Source organism: Variovorax sp. HW608 (genome assembly GCF_900090195.1).
Classification (GTDB): Bacteria; Pseudomonadota; Gammaproteobacteria; order Burkholderiales; family Burkholderiaceae_C; genus Variovorax.
Window position 1 is genome coordinate 2,418,807 of the sequence record NZ_LT607803.1, and the last position, 15,733, is coordinate 2,434,539.

18 protein-coding genes and 2 pseudogenes are annotated in these 15,733 nt (G+C 67.8%); 9 read left to right on the forward strand and 11 right to left on the reverse strand.

Annotated elements, in window-relative coordinates:
- Window position 1 precedes the first annotated feature (1 nt).
- The 6 genes and pseudogenes from VAR608DRAFT_RS11310 to VAR608DRAFT_RS11335 all read right to left on the reverse strand — a co-directional run bounded on the left by VAR608DRAFT_RS11310 (window position 2) and on the right by VAR608DRAFT_RS11335 (window position 2,951).
- Complete coding sequence (locus tag VAR608DRAFT_RS11310) at window positions 2–652, reverse strand: BON domain-containing protein (RefSeq protein WP_088954156.1); 651 nt, start codon at window positions 650–652, stop codon at window positions 2–4.
- A 32-nt stretch (window positions 653–684) separates the two neighbouring features.
- Window positions 685–1,098: a hypothetical protein gene (locus VAR608DRAFT_RS11315; RefSeq protein ID WP_088954157.1), complete on the reverse strand. Its 414-nt coding sequence runs from the start codon at window positions 1,096–1,098 to the stop codon at window positions 685–687.
- A gap of 22 nt (window positions 1,099–1,120) precedes the next feature.
- Window positions 1,121–1,513, reverse strand: a complete 393-nt coding sequence (locus tag VAR608DRAFT_RS11320; RefSeq protein WP_088954158.1) for a CBS domain-containing protein — start codon at window positions 1,511–1,513, stop codon at window positions 1,121–1,123.
- Window positions 1,514–1,522: 9 nt separating this feature from the next.
- On the reverse strand, window positions 1,523–2,350 hold the full coding sequence (locus VAR608DRAFT_RS11325; RefSeq protein WP_088954159.1) for a universal stress protein: 828 nt from the start codon (window positions 2,348–2,350) through the stop codon (window positions 1,523–1,525).
- Window positions 2,351–2,438: 88 nt separating this feature from the next.
- Window positions 2,439–2,549: pseudogene (locus VAR608DRAFT_RS11330) on the reverse strand (universal stress protein); the annotation flags it as partial.
- A 90-nt stretch (window positions 2,550–2,639) separates the two neighbouring features.
- Entirely contained in the window at window positions 2,640–2,951 is a 312-nt protein-coding gene (locus VAR608DRAFT_RS11335) for a hypothetical protein (protein WP_157730841.1), read from the reverse strand.
- A 53-nt stretch (window positions 2,952–3,004) separates the two neighbouring features.
- On the opposite strand from VAR608DRAFT_RS11335, the gene VAR608DRAFT_RS11340 reads away from it, so the two are divergent.
- From VAR608DRAFT_RS11340 to VAR608DRAFT_RS11350, 3 genes are read left to right on the forward strand one after another with little or no spacing between them, the layout of a single operon-like run.
- Window positions 3,005–4,339: an efflux RND transporter periplasmic adaptor subunit gene (locus VAR608DRAFT_RS11340; RefSeq protein WP_088954162.1), complete on the forward strand. Its 1,335-nt coding sequence runs from the start codon at window positions 3,005–3,007 to the stop codon at window positions 4,337–4,339.
- A gap of 13 nt (window positions 4,340–4,352) precedes the next feature.
- Entirely contained in the window at window positions 4,353–5,588 is a 1,236-nt protein-coding gene (locus VAR608DRAFT_RS11345) for an FtsX-like permease family protein (RefSeq protein WP_088954163.1), read from the forward strand.
- A gap of 13 nt (window positions 5,589–5,601) precedes the next feature.
- Window positions 5,602–6,270: an ABC transporter ATP-binding protein gene (locus tag VAR608DRAFT_RS11350; RefSeq protein WP_172843840.1), complete on the forward strand. Its 669-nt coding sequence runs from the start codon at window positions 5,602–5,604 to the stop codon at window positions 6,268–6,270.
- Between the two features lie 36 nt (window positions 6,271–6,306).
- Here VAR608DRAFT_RS11350 and VAR608DRAFT_RS11355 read toward each other — a convergent pair whose 3' ends face one another.
- On the reverse strand, window positions 6,307–6,558 hold the full coding sequence (locus VAR608DRAFT_RS11355) for a universal stress protein (RefSeq protein ID WP_331713029.1): 252 nt from the start codon (window positions 6,556–6,558) through the stop codon (window positions 6,307–6,309).
- Window positions 6,559–6,992: 434 nt separating this feature from the next.
- On the opposite strand from VAR608DRAFT_RS11355, the gene VAR608DRAFT_RS11360 reads away from it, so the two are divergent.
- Window positions 6,993–7,643, forward strand: a complete 651-nt coding sequence (locus VAR608DRAFT_RS11360) for a BON domain-containing protein (protein WP_088954165.1) — start codon at window positions 6,993–6,995, stop codon at window positions 7,641–7,643.
- A 24-nt stretch (window positions 7,644–7,667) separates the two neighbouring features.
- Window positions 7,668–9,086 (forward strand): phenylacetate--CoA ligase family protein, encoded by a 1,419-nt coding sequence (locus VAR608DRAFT_RS11365; protein WP_088954166.1) that lies wholly within the window; start codon window positions 7,668–7,670, stop codon window positions 9,084–9,086.
- On the opposite strand, the gene VAR608DRAFT_RS36950 is transcribed toward VAR608DRAFT_RS11365, so the two are convergent.
- The gene (locus VAR608DRAFT_RS36950; protein ID WP_157730843.1) at window positions 9,073–9,219 is read right to left on the reverse strand and encodes a hypothetical protein; all 147 of its coding nucleotides are present in this window, start codon (window positions 9,217–9,219) and stop codon (window positions 9,073–9,075) included. The genes VAR608DRAFT_RS11365 and VAR608DRAFT_RS36950 overlap by 14 nt on opposite strands.
- A gap of 197 nt (window positions 9,220–9,416) precedes the next feature.
- On the opposite strand from VAR608DRAFT_RS36950, the gene VAR608DRAFT_RS11370 reads away from it, so the two are divergent.
- Complete coding sequence (locus VAR608DRAFT_RS11370) at window positions 9,417–11,270, forward strand: adenosylcobalamin-dependent ribonucleoside-diphosphate reductase (RefSeq protein WP_088954167.1); 1,854 nt, start codon at window positions 9,417–9,419, stop codon at window positions 11,268–11,270.
- A gap of 135 nt (window positions 11,271–11,405) precedes the next feature.
- Here the strand turns inward: VAR608DRAFT_RS11370 and VAR608DRAFT_RS11375 are convergent, their stop codons facing one another.
- The 3 genes and pseudogenes from VAR608DRAFT_RS11375 to VAR608DRAFT_RS11385 form a co-directional block, all read right to left on the reverse strand.
- Entirely contained in the window at window positions 11,406–11,678 is a 273-nt protein-coding gene (locus tag VAR608DRAFT_RS11375; RefSeq protein WP_443082931.1) for a YgaP family membrane protein, read from the reverse strand.
- Window positions 11,679–11,763: 85 nt separating this feature from the next.
- The gene (locus VAR608DRAFT_RS11380) at window positions 11,764–12,093 is read right to left on the reverse strand and encodes a hypothetical protein (protein WP_088954168.1); all 330 of its coding nucleotides are present in this window, start codon (window positions 12,091–12,093) and stop codon (window positions 11,764–11,766) included.
- 116 nt (window positions 12,094–12,209) lie between these two features.
- A pseudogene (locus VAR608DRAFT_RS11385) lies at window positions 12,210–12,797 on the reverse strand (3-oxoacyl-ACP reductase); the annotation flags it as partial.
- A gap of 146 nt (window positions 12,798–12,943) precedes the next feature.
- Between VAR608DRAFT_RS11385 and groL the strand changes: the two are divergent.
- From groL to VAR608DRAFT_RS11400, 3 genes are read left to right on the forward strand one after another with little or no spacing between them, the layout of a single operon-like run.
- On the forward strand, window positions 12,944–14,569 hold the full coding sequence (gene groL / locus VAR608DRAFT_RS11390) for a chaperonin GroEL (RefSeq protein WP_088954170.1): 1,626 nt from the start codon (window positions 12,944–12,946) through the stop codon (window positions 14,567–14,569).
- A 40-nt stretch (window positions 14,570–14,609) separates the two neighbouring features.
- Window positions 14,610–15,152: a flavodoxin gene (locus VAR608DRAFT_RS11395; protein ID WP_088954171.1), complete on the forward strand. Its 543-nt coding sequence runs from the start codon at window positions 14,610–14,612 to the stop codon at window positions 15,150–15,152.
- Window positions 15,153–15,161: 9 nt separating this feature from the next.
- The gene (locus VAR608DRAFT_RS11400) at window positions 15,162–15,653 is read left to right on the forward strand and encodes a CBS domain-containing protein (RefSeq protein ID WP_088954172.1); all 492 of its coding nucleotides are present in this window, start codon (window positions 15,162–15,164) and stop codon (window positions 15,651–15,653) included.
- Window positions 15,654–15,733: the final 80 nt, after the last annotated feature.

Consider the following 15,733-nt stretch of genomic DNA (forward strand, 5'->3'; position numbering starts at 1 on the left):
GTCAGTCGATCATGAGGTCGTTGACCACCGAGCTCACGCCGGGCGCCGACCAGGCCGCGCCCTGCACCGCGTTGAGTTCCGCCCAGGAGTGGACCCTGCCTTTGAGGCGGACCTCGGAGCCCTCCACCGTGACCTGGATGTGGCCGGCTTCGCGGTCGGCCTGGCGCGACAGGGCGTCGTGAAGCCGCTTCTCGATATCGACCACCTTCACCTTCGGAATGATCCTGATCGCGTTCGTGACGCCGGTGACGCCCATCAGGTTGCGCACCGCCTTCTCGGCGGCCCGGCGCTGGTAGTCCCACTCGACTTCGCCGTTCAGGGTGACCCAGCCGTTCTCGACCTCCGGCTTGATCGTGGCGGCCGGCACGAGCGCCGACCATTCGAGGCCGCGTTCGGCCGCGAGGGCGATGTCGGCATCGCTGCGCGTCGCGTCGTCGGGCAGCTTGACGGTGATCTCCACCGCCAGTGCCTTGACCCCCTTGACGCGACGGGCCGCGGATTCGGCGGCGTGCTTCTCGGCGTGGCTGGCGACGTGGCCCGTCAGGGTGACGATGCCGTCCGCGGCGATCACCCCGATCTGGGTCGAGTGGATCGCGGGATCCCAGTCCAGTTCGGCCTGGACGTCGCTCCTGAGTTGTGCATCGGATCGCATGTGACTTCCTTTCGTTGAGTGGTCGCGGCCGGTCAGTCGGGCAGGATGGGCCAGTAGAGGGTGGCGGTGACGGCTTCCCTGCCGATGTGCACGTTGATCGTGCGGGCCAGGCCGCGGTAGGTGGCCCGCACGCGGTAGGCGCCGGGGTTCAGAGCAACGTACAGCAAGGGGCCGCAGTCCTTGAAGGGACCATGGGTCCGCCCCCGCTCGACGGGCTCGACGACGACGTCGACGCCCGAGAGATAGGCGCCGGTGCCCGCCTCGGCGAAGGTGAGCCGCAGGTTGTAGAGGCTGCGGCTCAGTTGCATGCGGTGCTGGTCTTCCTCGCCGATGCCGCCGCTCACGTGCGTCCCCGGGGGCAGGAGAGGCGATGCAGCCGCGGGCGCCAGGGCGCCGGCACAGAGTGCGCCCACGAGCCATGCGGTGGCGAAGCGGGATGCGGGCATTCGCATGATGCGAGCCGTCCGCTCAGCGAAGGCCCTCGGGCACGAAGGTCCGCACGAAGTCCAGCGCCGAGACGACGCCGGCAATGCCGTTGCGGTCGCTCACGGCCACGTGGTGGATGCCGCGCTCGACCATGAGCGCGGCCACCATGGCGACCGGTGTCCCGGCGTCCACCACGACCGGCTTGTAGGTGCACATCTGCCAGGCACGGGTCGTGGCGGGATCGCGGCCCTGCGCGTGGAAAGCCACGAGATCCGAGGCGCTGATGATCCCGGCCACCTCGCGATTCGTCGGCTCGAGCACGGGGACCCAGGTCAGGTGCCGGCTGGCGAGCAGTGCCTCCACCTGGGCCACCGTGTCGTCCATGCCCACGCTGACGACGGGACGCTGCATCAGGGAGGAAATGGCTTGGCTCATGTCGACTCCTCAATGCGCCATGAGGACCGGAAGCGTCATCGAATCCAGCACGGTCCGCGTCGCGCCGCCGAGCAGCAGCTCGCGCGCGCGGCTGTGCCCGTAGCAGCCCATGACGAGCAGATCGGCATCGCAGTCGGAGGCGATCGAAAGGATCGCCTCGCCGTCGCTGTCCGGCGCGAGCCTTGCGTGCTCGTGGACCCGCTCGATGCCGTGCAGGCGCAGGTAGTCGCGCACGTCGATGGGCACGGAATGCCACTCGGCCCCGTCTTCCTCGACCAGATGGACGTGGTGTGCCTTCTGCAGGAAGGGAATCGCCGCCGCGAGCGCGCGCGCGCACTCGCGCGTGGGCTTCCACGCCACCAGTGCGCTGTCCGGCGAATCCGCGATCTCGCCGGCGAAGGGAATGATCAGCGCCGGACGCCCGCTGCCGATCACGACCGATTCGACGAAGTCGGCAGGAACGTCGAAGCCGGTCGCATCGGCCGGATCGCGCTGGCCCAGAAAGAGCAGATCGGCGAGCAGCGCCCGGCGGGTGAAGGTCTCGATGACCGGATCGCCGTCCAGTTCGAGCCATTCGCAGGGCTGGTTCGCGAGGGCGCAGGAGCGATCGTAGGTCGCCAGCGCACGTCGGCGGTGTTCGGCCTCGATGCGCGCGTCCGGCGGCAGCGGCGGCATGCCGGGGCCCACCGGCAGCAGGGGCAGGTGGCTCGGAGCGACTGCAAACAGTGCGCTGACGCGGGCCCGCCAGGCGAGCGCGAGTCTGAGCGCGAGGTTCATGCGCACCGCGGCGCGTGCCGTGCCGTCCAGGTGCACGAGAAGGGATTGAAACGCGGTCATGGTCCTTTGCCCGTCTTTCCAGACACGCCTCGTTGTTCGGCTATTCGATCGACAGTGCCCCGGTCGGCTGGTGGATGCGGACCGCCTCATGGACCAGCCGGAGCCGGCCATGGGTCAGCTGCGCCAGGCGGATGGCCTCTTCGAGTCCGTGCTGCGAGACCGGGCTGCCGTCGACGGGGACCAGGATGCGTTGGTACATGGAACCTCCTTGGGTCCAGTATCGAAAGGGCAGCGAAGGAAGCACTTGATCTGGCGCAAACGACGGTCATCGGGTGCCCCGACGAAGGATTCAGGCGCTGCGCAAGGCGTCGACCAGCACGGCCTGCATGATGCGGCGGTGGTCGTCCTGTGCGGCTTCGTCGTCGACCGCCACGTCCCCGATCCACAGCACCCAGCGGCCGGGCCCGGAGGCGTCCGCGACCGCGGGCATTTTTTCGCCGCCGCCCCCGGCGCGGGTCTTCGTGAGGATCGCGACGCCCATCGCGCGGGCCGCGGTCGGAACATCCGGGCCCGCGGCCTGCGTCCGTTGCCGGTTGCGACGTGCGGACTTGACGCCGCTCATCAATATCGATGCGTCCTCGACCCGCTGCGGTTCGAGCAAGCTTGTTTGATCTGCGTCATGCGGGGCGCCCACTCGCAGCCTAGAGTCGCAGCATGAAGCTCGATCCCTCGTCGGCGGATGTACGCCCGGGCGACTCCGGCCCGCGGGTCGCCGCGCAGTCGACGCCGCCGGGCCTCGCGCAGCCGCCGCATCCGGGGGTGTTCGCCCTGATCCGGCGCCGTGCACCTGCGGCGCTGGCCGTGCTGGCGCTCGTCGCCTTGGGGCTCTGGTTCGGCCCGAGTGTGCTGTGGGGGCCGCGTGTCGCCGTCACGCCGGTGCTGCGCGGCGACTTCGTCCAGTCGGTGGTGGCCAGTGGCCATGTCGAGGCGCCTCACCGGGTCAGCATCGGCGCCCAGCTCGCCGGCGAGGTGAGGGCGGTGCCCGTGTCTGAAGGGCAGGAGGTCGTGGCGGGCCAGGTGCTCATCCAGCTGGTCGACGCCGAATGGGTCGCCGTCGCCGCGCAGGCCGACGCGGCGGTGCAGCAGGCCGAAGCGCGCCTCAGGCTGCTGCGCGAAGTGCAGGCGCCGGTGGCCGCGCAGGCCTTGCGGCAGGCCGAGATCGGCGCGCAGAACGCGCGTGCGCAGTGGCGCAGGAACGTGGCGCTGCGCGAGCAGGGCTTCATCGGCCAGGCCGCGCTGGACGACTTGCGCAAGGCGGTCGACCTCAGCGAGGCGCAGGTGCTCACGGCCCGAAGCCAGCTCGCGAGTGCGCAGCCCGGCGGCGGCGACCACGCCGTGGCGACCACCGCCCTGGCCGAGGCGCGTGCCGCTGCGACGGCCGCGCACTCGCGTCTGAACTACGCGACGATCAAGGCGCCCGTGGCCGGTACGTTGATCGACCGCTCGGTGGAGCCGGGCGATGTGGTGCAGCCCGGCAAGGCGCTGATGGTGCTCTCGCCGGCGGGCCAGACGCAGCTCGTGGTGCAGATCGACGAGAAGAACCTGGCCTTGCTCGCGTTCGGGCAGCAGGCGCTGGCGTCGGCCGATGCCTATGCCGACCAGCACTTCGCCGCCGAGCTGGTCTACATCAATCCCGGCGTGGACGTTCAGCGCGGCTCGGTCGAAGTCAAGCTGGCCGTGCCGCATCCACCGGCCTACCTGCGCCAGGACATGACCGTGTCGGTGCAGATCCGCACGGCTTCCCGCAGCCAGACGCTGCTGCTGGCGAGCGATGCGGTGCGCGATGCCGATCGCGGCGAGCCCTGGGTGCTGAAGGTCGATGGCCACCACGCGAGGCGCCAGCGCGTCAAGCTGGGCCTGCATTCGGGCGGCCAGAGCGAAGTGCTCGAGGGACTGCAGGCCGGCGACCTGGTGGTGCCGGCGTCGACGCCCGACATCGCCGACGGCGCGCGCCTGCAGCCCCGCGTGCGGACCGGTTCCGCCTCCTGACGGTTCGCTCGCCATGAAGCGCGGTCTTCCCTTCGAATGGATCATCGCAGCGCGTTTCCTGCGCGAGGGACGCATGCAGACGACGCTGATCATCACGGGCATCGCGATCGGCGTGGCGGTGATCGTCTTCATGTCGGCGCTGCTGGTCGCCCTGCAGGCGAATTTCATCCGCCGGGTGCTGACGGCGCAGGCGCACATCCAGCTCTTGCCGCCCAAAGAGGTGGCGCGCGTGCTCGAGCGGGGCGGCCGCGAAGCAGGGATTCATGACGATGCCATCGTCCAGGCGCCGCTGCAGCGGATCAAGTCGATCGACCAGTGGCAGTCGATCGCGGCGCAGATCCAGGCGATGCCGGGCGTCGTGCTGGTCTCGCCGTCCGCGAGCGGTTCCGCGCTGGTGGTGCGCGGCGACGCGAGCCGGGCGATCACGCTGATCGGCGTCGACCCGCAGGTGTATTTCCGCATCGTGACCGTTCCCGAGAAGATCGTGCACGGTGCGCCGCGCCTGACGAACACCGACATCCTGATCGGCATCGACCTCGCCAGCGACCTCGGCGTCACCGTGGGCGACAAGCTGCGCGTCTCCACCGCCGCCGGGCGTGACAACACGCTCACGGTGACGGGGCTGTTCGACCTCGGCAACAAGGGGGCCAACCAGCGCACCACCTACGTGGCGCTGCGCACCGCGCAGAGCCTGCTGGGCCTCGTCGGCGGCGTCTCGAGCATCGACGTGACCGTTCGGGACGTGTACGCGGCCGAGGACATCGCGCGCCACATCACGGGCGCCACCGGGGTGGAGGCCGACAGCTGGATCGCGACCAATGCGCAGTTCTTCACTGCCGTCCAGGCGCAGAAGACCTCGAACACCACGATCCGCTTCTTCGTGGGACTGTCGGTGGCCTTCGGCATCGCGAGCGTGCTGGTGGTGTCGGTGGTGCAGAAGTCGCGCGAGATCGGCATCCTGCGGGCGATGGGCATCTCGCGCGGCCAGGTGCTGCGGGTGTTCCTGCTGCAGGGCGGCCTGCTCGGGCTCATGGGCTCCCTCGGCGGCTCGGGCATGGCGCTGGTGGCGCTGTGGCTGTGGCAGCGCTATGCGCGCAATCCCGATGGCACGCCCTTCTTCCCGGTGGAGATCGAGCCCGGCCTGTTCCTCCTCTCGATGCTGCTGGCGACCCTCACCGGCCTGGCGGCAGCCTTTGCGCCCGCGCTGCGAGCGGCGCGTCTCGATCCCGTGGTGGCGATCCGTGGCTGAACCGGTGGTTCGCATGCGCGGCGTGCGCAAGGCCTTTCACGTCGGCCTGCCGATCGAGACCGAGGTGCTGCACGGCATCGACCTGGACCTGGTGCCGGGCGAGTTCTGTGCCGTGATGGGCCCCTCGGGGTCGGGCAAGAGCACGCTGCTGAACATCATCGGCCTGCTGGACCGTCCGACCGCCGGCTCGCTGCGCATCTGCGGAGAGGAAACCGTGGGCCTGGACGACCAAGCGATCACCCGGCTGCGTGGGCACGGCATCGGCTTCGTCTTCCAGTATCACAACCTGCTCTCGGGCTTCACGGCCCTGGAAAACGTGATGATGCCGATGATCGGCAGTTCCGGCTTCAGCGAGCGGAGCATGGCCCGGCGGGCGGCGGGATTGCTCGACAGCGTCGGCCTGTCGAAGTGGCGTGACAACCTGGCCACCAATCTCAGCGGAGGGCAGCAGCAGCGGGTGGCGGTGGCGCGCGCGCTCGCGATGAATCCGCGCCTGCTACTGGCCGATGAACCGACCGGCAACCTGGACAGCCAGTCGGCCGACGCGGTGTTCTCGCTCTTGCACGAAGCCAATCGGGAGGAGGGCATGGCGGTCCTGTTCGTCACCCACAACGCGGTGCTGGCCGAGCGCTGCGACCGCATCGTGCGGGTCGTTGACGGCCGCCTGGTCAACCCCGCGTGATGAGCGCGATCAGGGCGCCTGACGCGCGCCCGCGGCTCATTCGATCGCCAGCGCGCCGCTGGGCAGCGTCACGCGAAGCGGCTTGCGCCCGGCCTCCGCCTCCGTCTTTTCGCCCTCGGTCGGCTGCTCGATCGCGCGCACCAGCAGGATGGGGACGGGCGCGATGCGCAGGATCTGCTCGGCGCTGCTGCCGAGGAACAAGCGCTTCGCCCCGCGGCGGCCGTGGGTGCCCAGCACGATCAGATCGGCCGGCCAGCTCGCGGCCTCGTTCGTGACGAGCTCGGGCACCGAGCCGTCGAGGTTGTCGCGCAGTATCGGATGCCAGGTGGGCGGACATTCGCTGCCGGATGATCTGGATCAAGCCGCATCGGCCAGTGCCGCGCTTGAGCTGCGTCAACCGCGATCGCGGCCTGCGCGCCATATCAGGGCCTCTGTTCAAGGACACCCCCCATATACCAGCAGATTCTCACGACGAGCTGTCTGCCGCCTTCGCGATTCGATCGACCCAGGGACGGCAAGGCCCCGCGCCGCGCTCACTGCGTGAAGGCCCGTGTCTTGACGCGCATCACGCTTTGCCTGAGTTGAATGGTGCCGCTTGCTGTCTGAATTGCGATGAATCAATCGAGGCGGAGTCACCTCCTCCTACGATCTCTTGCACGTGCAGGCGCTGCGCGCCTCGCGGGATCGAATCGGCAGATGCAACGCCAGTGGAAAGGTCGATCATGAAGACAGATGCCCAACTCAAGAAGGACGTGGAGAGCGAACTCGAGTGGGATCCGGCGATCAACGCAGCCCACGTCGGGGTCATGGTGGAGAACGGCGTGGTCACGCTCACCGGGCACCTCGGCACCTACGGGGAGAAGTTCCTGGTGGAGCGCGCGGTCCAGCGCGTGCAGGGCGTCAGGGCGCTTGCGCTCGAGCTGGATGTCAAGCTTGCGCCGAGTCACCAGCGAAGCGATTCCGAGATCGCGGCCGCTGCGGAAGATGCGCTGACGTGGAGCGCGCAGGTCCCTGCCGGCATCAGCCTGAAGGTCGAGCAGGGATGGGTCACGCTCAAGGGCGACGTGGAGTGGGAGTACCAGCGCAATGCGGCGGCGCGCGCCGTGCGCTCGCTCAAGGGGGTGGTGGGTGTCAGCAACAGCATCGTTCTGAGGCAGCGTGCCGCTCATTCCAATGTGGCGACCAAGATTCGCGAGGCATTGGTTCGCCAGGCCGAGAAGGAGGCAGAGGACATCGACGTGGTCATCGATGGATCCGAGGCGACACTGCGTGGCACCGTCCACTCGTGGGCGGAGCGTACGGCCGCGCAGGCTGCCGCATGGTCCGCCGTGGGCGTCACGAGTGTCGTCAACGAACTGAAGGTCGCGAACTGAGGTCCTGCGGCCGAGCTCGAGGCCATGCCGCCCGTCATGCCGCCGCCGATCGATCCCTGGCTCTGGGGGACGATCGCGATGGACGTTGCGATGGCGTCCCACGCCAGTCGCGACGCCCTGGAGGAACGGCGCCGGCAGCGCCTGCGCCGCCTGCTGGCCTGGGCCAGGGAGCGCTCGCCGTTCTACGGGCGTGTGCTGCGCAACCACGATGTCGACAGGGTCCGCCTCGAAGACCTGCCGGTGGCGAGGAAGTGCGAGCTGATGAGCCATTTCGACCAGTGGGTCACGGATCCCGCGATCCGGCTCGACGGCCTCTGCCGCTTCGTCTCGGATGCCAGCCGCATTGCCGAACCCTTCCTGGGCCGCTACCTGGCGTGGGAGAGCTCCGGCAGCAGCGGCGAGCCGGGTGTCTTCGTCCAGGACGATCTCGCACTCGCGGTGTGCGACGCACTCGACGCGGTACGTGGGCCGATGTCCCGGGCCATGCGGCAGCTCTTCGGCCCCTGGGCGTGGGGCGGGCAGATCGCGTTCGTCGGCGCGACGAACGGCCATTTCGCGAGCACGGTCTCGATCGAGCGGCTGCGGCGGCTCAATCCCGTGCTTTGGCAGCGCTTGCGCTGCATCTCGTTCATGCAGCCGACGGAGGCCATCGTCCGGGACATCGATGCCCTGGCGCCGACGGTCATCGCCACCTATCCGAGCGCGGCGGTGCTGTTGGCTGAAGAGCGGCTGGCCGGGCGGATGCGTACGGCCCTGCGCGAGGTGTGGACCGGTGGCGAGGATCTGTCGCCCGCCAAGCGCGACTTCATTCGCCGCGCCTTCGACTGCCGGCTGATCAACAGCTATGGGGCCTCGGAGTTTCTGTCGCTCGCCTTCGAGTGCGAACGGGGCGCCATGCACCTGAACTCCGATTGGGCCATCCTGGAATCGGTGGATGACCGGGGCCGCGCGGTGCCGGCCGGCGAAGCCGGCGCGACGGTGCTGCTGACGAATCTTTCCAACCACGTCCAGCCGATCATCCGATACGACCTGGGCGATCGCATCGTCGTGCATGCGGACCCATGCGCGTGCGGCTGCCATCTGCCCGTGATCGAGGTACAGGGTCGTTGCGAGGACACGCTCTGCCTGGGCAGCGAGCGCGCCGGTTCCGTCAAGGTGCTCCCGCTCGCATTGAGCACCGCGATCGAGGAGGGGGCCGGGCTGTTCGATTTCCAGCTCGTTCAGAAGGGGCCGTGCGATCTCCTGCTTTGCACCGGATCGCGCAGTGCCGATGCGGAACTCGCGCTCCGGAGGGCGCAGCGCGTGCTGGGCGAGTTCCTGCGATCGCAGGGGGCGACGGACGTGCGGATCGAGTGCCGATGTGGAGAGCCGGGGCGCGTCGGCCGCAGCGGCAAGGTGTCGCGGGTGGTGGGCGCTCCCGCGCCGTCGTTCAGTGGTTCTTGAGCACCCGGCCGATCGCGCGTTCGAGCTCGGCGCGGGTATAGGGCTTTGCCAGCACCTCCCACCCCATCGGGTCGTCGAGCAATTCACCGGAATAGCCCGACATCAGGAGGATCGGAAGGCCGGGGCGTCTCATGGCTGAGCTTTCCCTGGCCGCCTCGATGGACGATCCGTCCGCCACGGGCCGCTGTGGCGAGCAAGGAATTCTTGGCGGGTGGTGCAGCGCGGCACTTGCGTTCGATCAAGTTTCGCGCGGGGGAGGGCGCCGTCGGGCGACTGGACGGAACGCGCGTTTGCGACGCATCATCGAATCCCCTCCATTCGGGGACTGCCATGCCCACCGAGGCCACCCCTCTTGCGTCGCCGGCGCCAATGCTTCCGGCACAGCCGATCAGCGTGCAGGTGCTGCAGGAGAAATACGCAAAGGGCGAGGAGCACAGCGCCGCCGATGTGCGAGCCCGGGTCGCCCACGCGCTTGCACGGGCGGAGACGCTCCCGAGCCGCGTGCAGTGGGAGGCGCGCTTCCTGCAGGCGCTCGAGGTGGGATTTCTCCCCGGCGGGCGCATCCAGTCGTCCGCCGGCACTGCGTTGTCGACGACACTCATCAATTGCTTCGTGCAACCCGTGGGCGATTCGATCGCGGCCGAGGAGGACGGCCATCCCGGCATCTATGTCGCCTTGATGGAGGCCACGGAGACGATGCGCCGTGGTGGCGGTGTCGGCTACGACTTCTCGCGCATCCGCCCGGCCGGTGCGTGGGTCCGAGGCACCCAGTCCATCGCATCGGGTCCCGTCTCCTACATGCGCGTCTTCGATCGCTCCTGCGAGACGGTGGAATCGGCGGGTGCGAGGCGAGGGGCGCAGATGGGCGTGCTTCGCTGCGACCATCCGGACATCGAGACCTTTGTTCATGCCAAGGACAAGGGCGATCTGTCCAATTTCAACATCTCGGTGGGGGTGACCGATGCCTTCATGAAGGCGGTCGAGGACGACGCGCCATTCGAACTCGTGCACCGGGCCGAACCCGGTCCCCGCTGCCGTGCCGAGGGTGCGCATCAACGCGATGACGGCTTCTGGGTCTACCGGACGATCCCGGCGCGCGGGCTCTGGGAGCAGATCATGCGGTCGACCTACGATCATGCCGAGCCGGGTGTGCTCTTCCTGGACCGCATCAACCTCGACAACAATCTGTCCTACTGCGAGACCATCGCAGCCACGAATCCTTGCGGCGAGCAGCCGTTGCCGCCCTACGGTTGCTGCTGTCTCGGTTCGATCGACCTGACGCGCTTCGTGCGGTCCCCATTCGAAGCGGCTGCGCGCTTCGATGAGGATGGCTTCGCGCGCCTCGCCGCGATCGCCGTTCGCATGCTCGACAACGTGCTGGACGTCACCGTCTGGCCGTTGAAGAGGCAGCACGACGAGGCCCGCGACAAGCGGCGGATCGGATTGGGGTTCACGGGTCTGGGCGACGCGCTGGTGATGCTGAATCTGCGCTACGACACGGCCGCCGCACGCGATGCAGCCCGGCGGATCGCAGAGGTCATGCGGAACGCGGCCTATGGCGCATCGGTGGACCTCGCAGTCGAACGCGGCGCCTTCCCGCTTTTCAATGCCGACCTGTACCTCGGCCGTGGAACCTTCGCCTCGCGATTGCCTGCTTCGCTCAAGGCGCGCATCGCCGTGAAGGGGATCCGGAATTCGCACCTCCTGTCGATCGCTCCCACGGGCACCATCAGCATCGCTTTCGCCGACAACGCGAGCAACGGGATCGAGCCCGCGTACGCCTGGACTTACAGGCGCCGCAGGCGCACGCCGGACGGCGCTTTCACGGAGCATCCTGTCGAGGATCACGCCTCGCGCCTCTATCGGCACCTCAAGGGCGGGGGGGCGCCGCTGACACCCGCCTTCGTCACCGCGCTTCAGATCAGCGCAGAGTCGCATGAGGAAATGGTTGCTGCGGTGGCGCCGATGATCGACGCCGGAATCTCCAAGACCGTGAACGTTCCCGTCGACTATCGCTACGAGGATTTTCAGGATCTGTATCTGCGCGCCTGGAAATCGGGCCTCAAAGGTTTGGCAACCTACCGGCCGAATCCGGTGCTCGGCGCCGTGCTCAACGCGGCGCTAGCCCAGCGGTGCGACCGCATCGTTCGGGTCGTCGACGGAGGTCCGCTCAATCCCGTGTAGCCAGTGCGATCAGGGCGTTGAACATGAGCCAAGTCACCGCTGCACCCAGCAGAGCAAGCGTCGCGACAACCGTCAACGGGTAGGAGAAGGCTCCCCGAGCGGGCGATGCTCGCAACGACGGCGGCGCTGTGAGTTTCACGATCTGCCCGTCATATTCGCAGCCTCGCCTGCGCCACAGGTCCGGAAGCCGAACAGTGAATAAGCCGGGCAACGCCCCGCCAAGCCCGTCAGCAGGGGTACGAGGCCGATGTAACCCCATGGGCCTACTGTGCCTGTGAAAGCCAATCCGACGAGCAATAGTCCCAACGCGATGCGCAGCACGCGGTCGATGGTCCCGACATTACGAGTCATGGTCATGGCTCCTTCTTGTTTCGATGTCATCGTGCGCCGAAGCGGCCTTCGACTCATTGAGGCGGATCAATGTTTGTGGCCAGATGGCTGAAAGCGCGTCATCCTCGAAGCGGAGGACGGCGCCGAAGCCCTGACCGACGTCTCAGGATGCCGCATTGCCTCCGAGCCTGCCGCCCATGCGCTGGCGCAGCTTGTCGCGAATGGCCCCGACCAATTCGTCCGTCTCAACGGGGCCCAGCTTTTCGTAGACCTTGTCGCGCATGATGAATCCCAACATCAGCATGTCGCGCAGCTTCTTGAACGCCCTGGGGTTCTCGCGGCCGCACACCGAGTCGTTGTTCTGCAGAATCGCCTCGATCACGCCCGGGTCCAGCAGCTTCACATCGCAGATCGCGGCTTCGCGCACGATCTCGTGCATGACGTCGTCGATCTGCTGAGTCCATGTTTTCAGGTCATCGAGCTTCTCGGTCATGTCGTCTCCGTTCTTTCGAATCAGGCTCTCGATTGCATCGCGCGTCTGGCCGACGCGGCTTGATCCAAATCAATCGTCGACGCTGTGCGCCCGCCCTGGGCCCTGCAGCCGTCGACTCAGGGCATGTACTTGCCGCCGTTGATCGACAAGGTGATGCCGGTGATGAAGCCCGCGTCCTCCGATGCGAGAAACACCACGGCGCGCGCGATCTCGGCAGCCGTCGCGAGGCGGCCGACCGGCACGGTCCTGAGGATTCCCGCGAGCACCTCGGGCGACACCGCGCCGACCATGGCTGTGTCCGTGTAGCCGGGCGCGATCACGTTGGCCGTGATGTTGCGCGAGGCGCCCTCCAGGGCGAGGGACTTCGTGAAGCCGATCATCCCCGCCTTGGTTGCCGCATAGTTGCACTGGCCGGCCTGCCCCGCGAGCCCGTTGACGGAACCCATGTTGACGATGCGTCCATGGCGGCGCTCCCGCATGCCTTCGATGACAGCGCGGCACATGTTGAAGCAGCCACCCAGGTTGACGTCGATCACTTCGCGCCAGTGCGCGTCCGACATCTTGTGCAGCATGGCGTCGCGGGTGATGCCGGCGTTGTTGACCAGCACGTCGACGTGGCCGAGCTCGGCTTCCACGCGGGCCACGCCCTCACGGCATGCGACTGGGTCGGCCACGTTCCATGCAAACGCAGGAATGCCCGTGCACTCGGAGAGGCGACTTGCGTCTCTTCATGGGGGGCAGTGCGAGAGGCTGATATGACCGCGCGCCGGCGGGAGGCCGCTCGCTTGACCTAGCGCAAGCCCGGAGTCGAGAAGAAGGCGAAAGATGTCAGCAGGAGGTGTCTTTAGAGATGTCGGCCAAGAAACTGCTGTTTCGCGAGGAGGCTCGCGACAAGATCCGCCGTGGGGTCGATACCCTGGCCGAGGCGGTCAAGGTGACGTTGGGGCCAAGAGGGCGCACGGTGGTGCTCGACCGCGAGTTCGGCGCGCCCCAGATCGTCAATTCCGGCGTGGTCGTCGCGAAGTCGATCGAGCTCGAGGACCGCTTCGAGAACATGGGCGCACAACTGATGCGCGAAGTCGCCGCGCGCACCAGCGAGATGGCCGGCGACGGCACCACGACGGCCACCGTGCTGGCGCACCGGCTGGTGCAGGAAGGCTTGAAATACCTGGCCGCCGGGATGAATCCGATGGAACTCAAGCATGGCATCGAGCAGGCCATCGACGTCGTCGTCTCCGAGCTCAAGAAGATGGCGCAACCCTGCGCCACATCGCAGGAGATCGCGCATGTCGCGGCGATCTCGGCGAACAACGACCGCTCCATCGGCGAGCTGGTCGCGCAGGCGATGGACAAGGTGGGTCGCGATGGCGCGGTGTCCATCGAGGACGGGTCCGGCATCACGAGCCAGCTCGAGACCGTGGAGGGACTGCAGTTCGATCGCGGCTATCTCTCTGCCTATTTCATCAACAATCCGGAGCGCCAGACCTGCGTGCTGGAAGACGTCGCGGTGCTGCTGTACGACCAGAAGCTCTCCGGCCTGCAGGAGCTCGTGCCCTTGCTCGAGTCGAGCGCGAAGGGCGGGATGCCCCTGCTGGTCATCGCCGAAGAGGTGGATGCCGATGCCCTGGCGACGCTGGTCGTGAACAGCATCCGCGGTGTGCTCAAGACCTGCGCCGTCAAGGCGCCGGGCTTCGGCGACAGGCGCAAGGCGATGCTGGAAGACATCGCGCTGGTCACCGGCGGGCAGGTGGTCTCCGCCGAGCTGGGCCTCACGCTCGAGAAGGCGAAGCTCGAGCACCTCGGCCGCGCCCGCCGTGTCGTGGTCGACAAGGAGAGCACGACCATCGTCGGCGGGGCGGGGGATGCTTCCGCCATCCGCGACCGCATCGTGATGCTGAAGAAGGAGCGCGAGAAGCTTGCCAGCGACTACGACCGCGAGAAGCTGGACGAGCGCATCGCCAAGCTGTCGGGCGGCGTGGCGGTGATCAAGGTCGGCGCCGCCACGGAAACCGAGCTGAAGGAGCGGAAACTGCGTGTCGAGGACGCCTTGCACGCCACGCGCGCGGCGATCGAGGAGGGCATCGTTCCGGGCGGCGGGGTCGCCTTGCTGCGTGCACGCAAGGCGCTGCAGGGCGTGACGCTGCCCACGCTCGACGAGGACTCGGGCCTGAAGATCGTGGTGCGCGCGCTGGAGGAGCCGATCCGCCTCATCGTTCTCAATGCGGCGCAGGAACCGTCCATCGTTCTGGACCGCGTGGATGCCCATGCGCAGCCGAGCTTCGGCTACAACGCGGCGCGCTGCGAATATGGCGACATGCTTGCGATGGGGGTCATCGACCCGGCCAAGGTGACGCGCCTCGCGCTGCAGAACGCGGGTTCCATCGCAAGCCTGATCCTCACGATCGACTGCATGGTGGCCGATGCGCCGAAGAAGGAACTGCCGCCGCCCGCCGTGCCTTCGCCCGACATGTTCTGAGGCGGTCACACGGTCGCTGCGTTTTCCAAAGGAGCCCAGCATGGACAAGACTCTGGTCGTCTTTTATTCGTACAGCGGCGTATGTCGCCGTGCCGCGCAGCTGCTCGCGTCGCACCATGGCTGGCCGCTCGGTGAGATCCGCGACAGCCATCCGCGGGCAGGGTTCATGGGGGGCTTACGCTGCGTGCTCGATTCACTGCTTCGGCGCCGGCCGGCGATCCGGTACGAGGGGCCCGAGCCCTCGGACTTCGACGCGGTGGTCATCGTCTCCCCGATCTGGGCCTACCAGATGGCGGGGCCGATGCGCACATTCCTCACTCAGAACGCCACGCGCCTGCGGCGTGTCGCGCAGATCACGACCATGAACGCGGCCGGTGCGTCGAACGCGGTGGCGGAAGCCACGCGGCTACTCAAGGGCGCCCCAATTCTCACGGCCGAATTCCTGGTTCGCGAGATCGAGGATGGCAGCGGCACGAAGCGCCTCCTCACCTTCGGTGACGCACTGGCGTCAGCCTCGCTTGCGCAGCCGCTGCAACACCGCGCGCTGACCGAGGCAGACGTATCGCAACCCCTATCTCAGTGAGCACACGCCATGAATATGCAAGACCTCTGTCGGCGGGAGTTGGTATCCGTCAATGCCGATGCATCCGTGCAGGACGCAGCGCGCGCCATGCGCGAGAACCATGTCGGCGCGCTTGCCGTCACCGACCCCTATGAACCAGGAAGGGTGATCGGGATGATCACCGACCGCGACATGGTGATTGGCCCGCTGGCCGATGGGCAGTCGCCCGCTGGCCAACCGGTGGGCGCGCTGTGCGGCACCGAGCTTGCCGGAGTGCGCGCGACCGCTACGGTGCCGGAAGCGCTCGCGGTGATGCGCAAGGCCGGTGTCCGTCGACTGCTGGTCAGCAACGACGATGGGAGCATCGCCGGTCTGGTATCCCTGGACGACCTGCTCGACGCGATCGCACAGGAGTTCGAGGCCCTCGCAGGGGCGTTGCGTTCCGGCATCGCCCGCGAAGCGGCGCGAGGGCAGGGTCCGCAACAGCAAAAGCCCCTCTACATTGCCCGCAACGAGCATTGAGTTCGGCGGAAGCGCTTCGGATGAGCCGTCGGGCCGCTCCAAGGCGAATACCGCAGCGCTGCTGCGCGGAGGCTACCCAA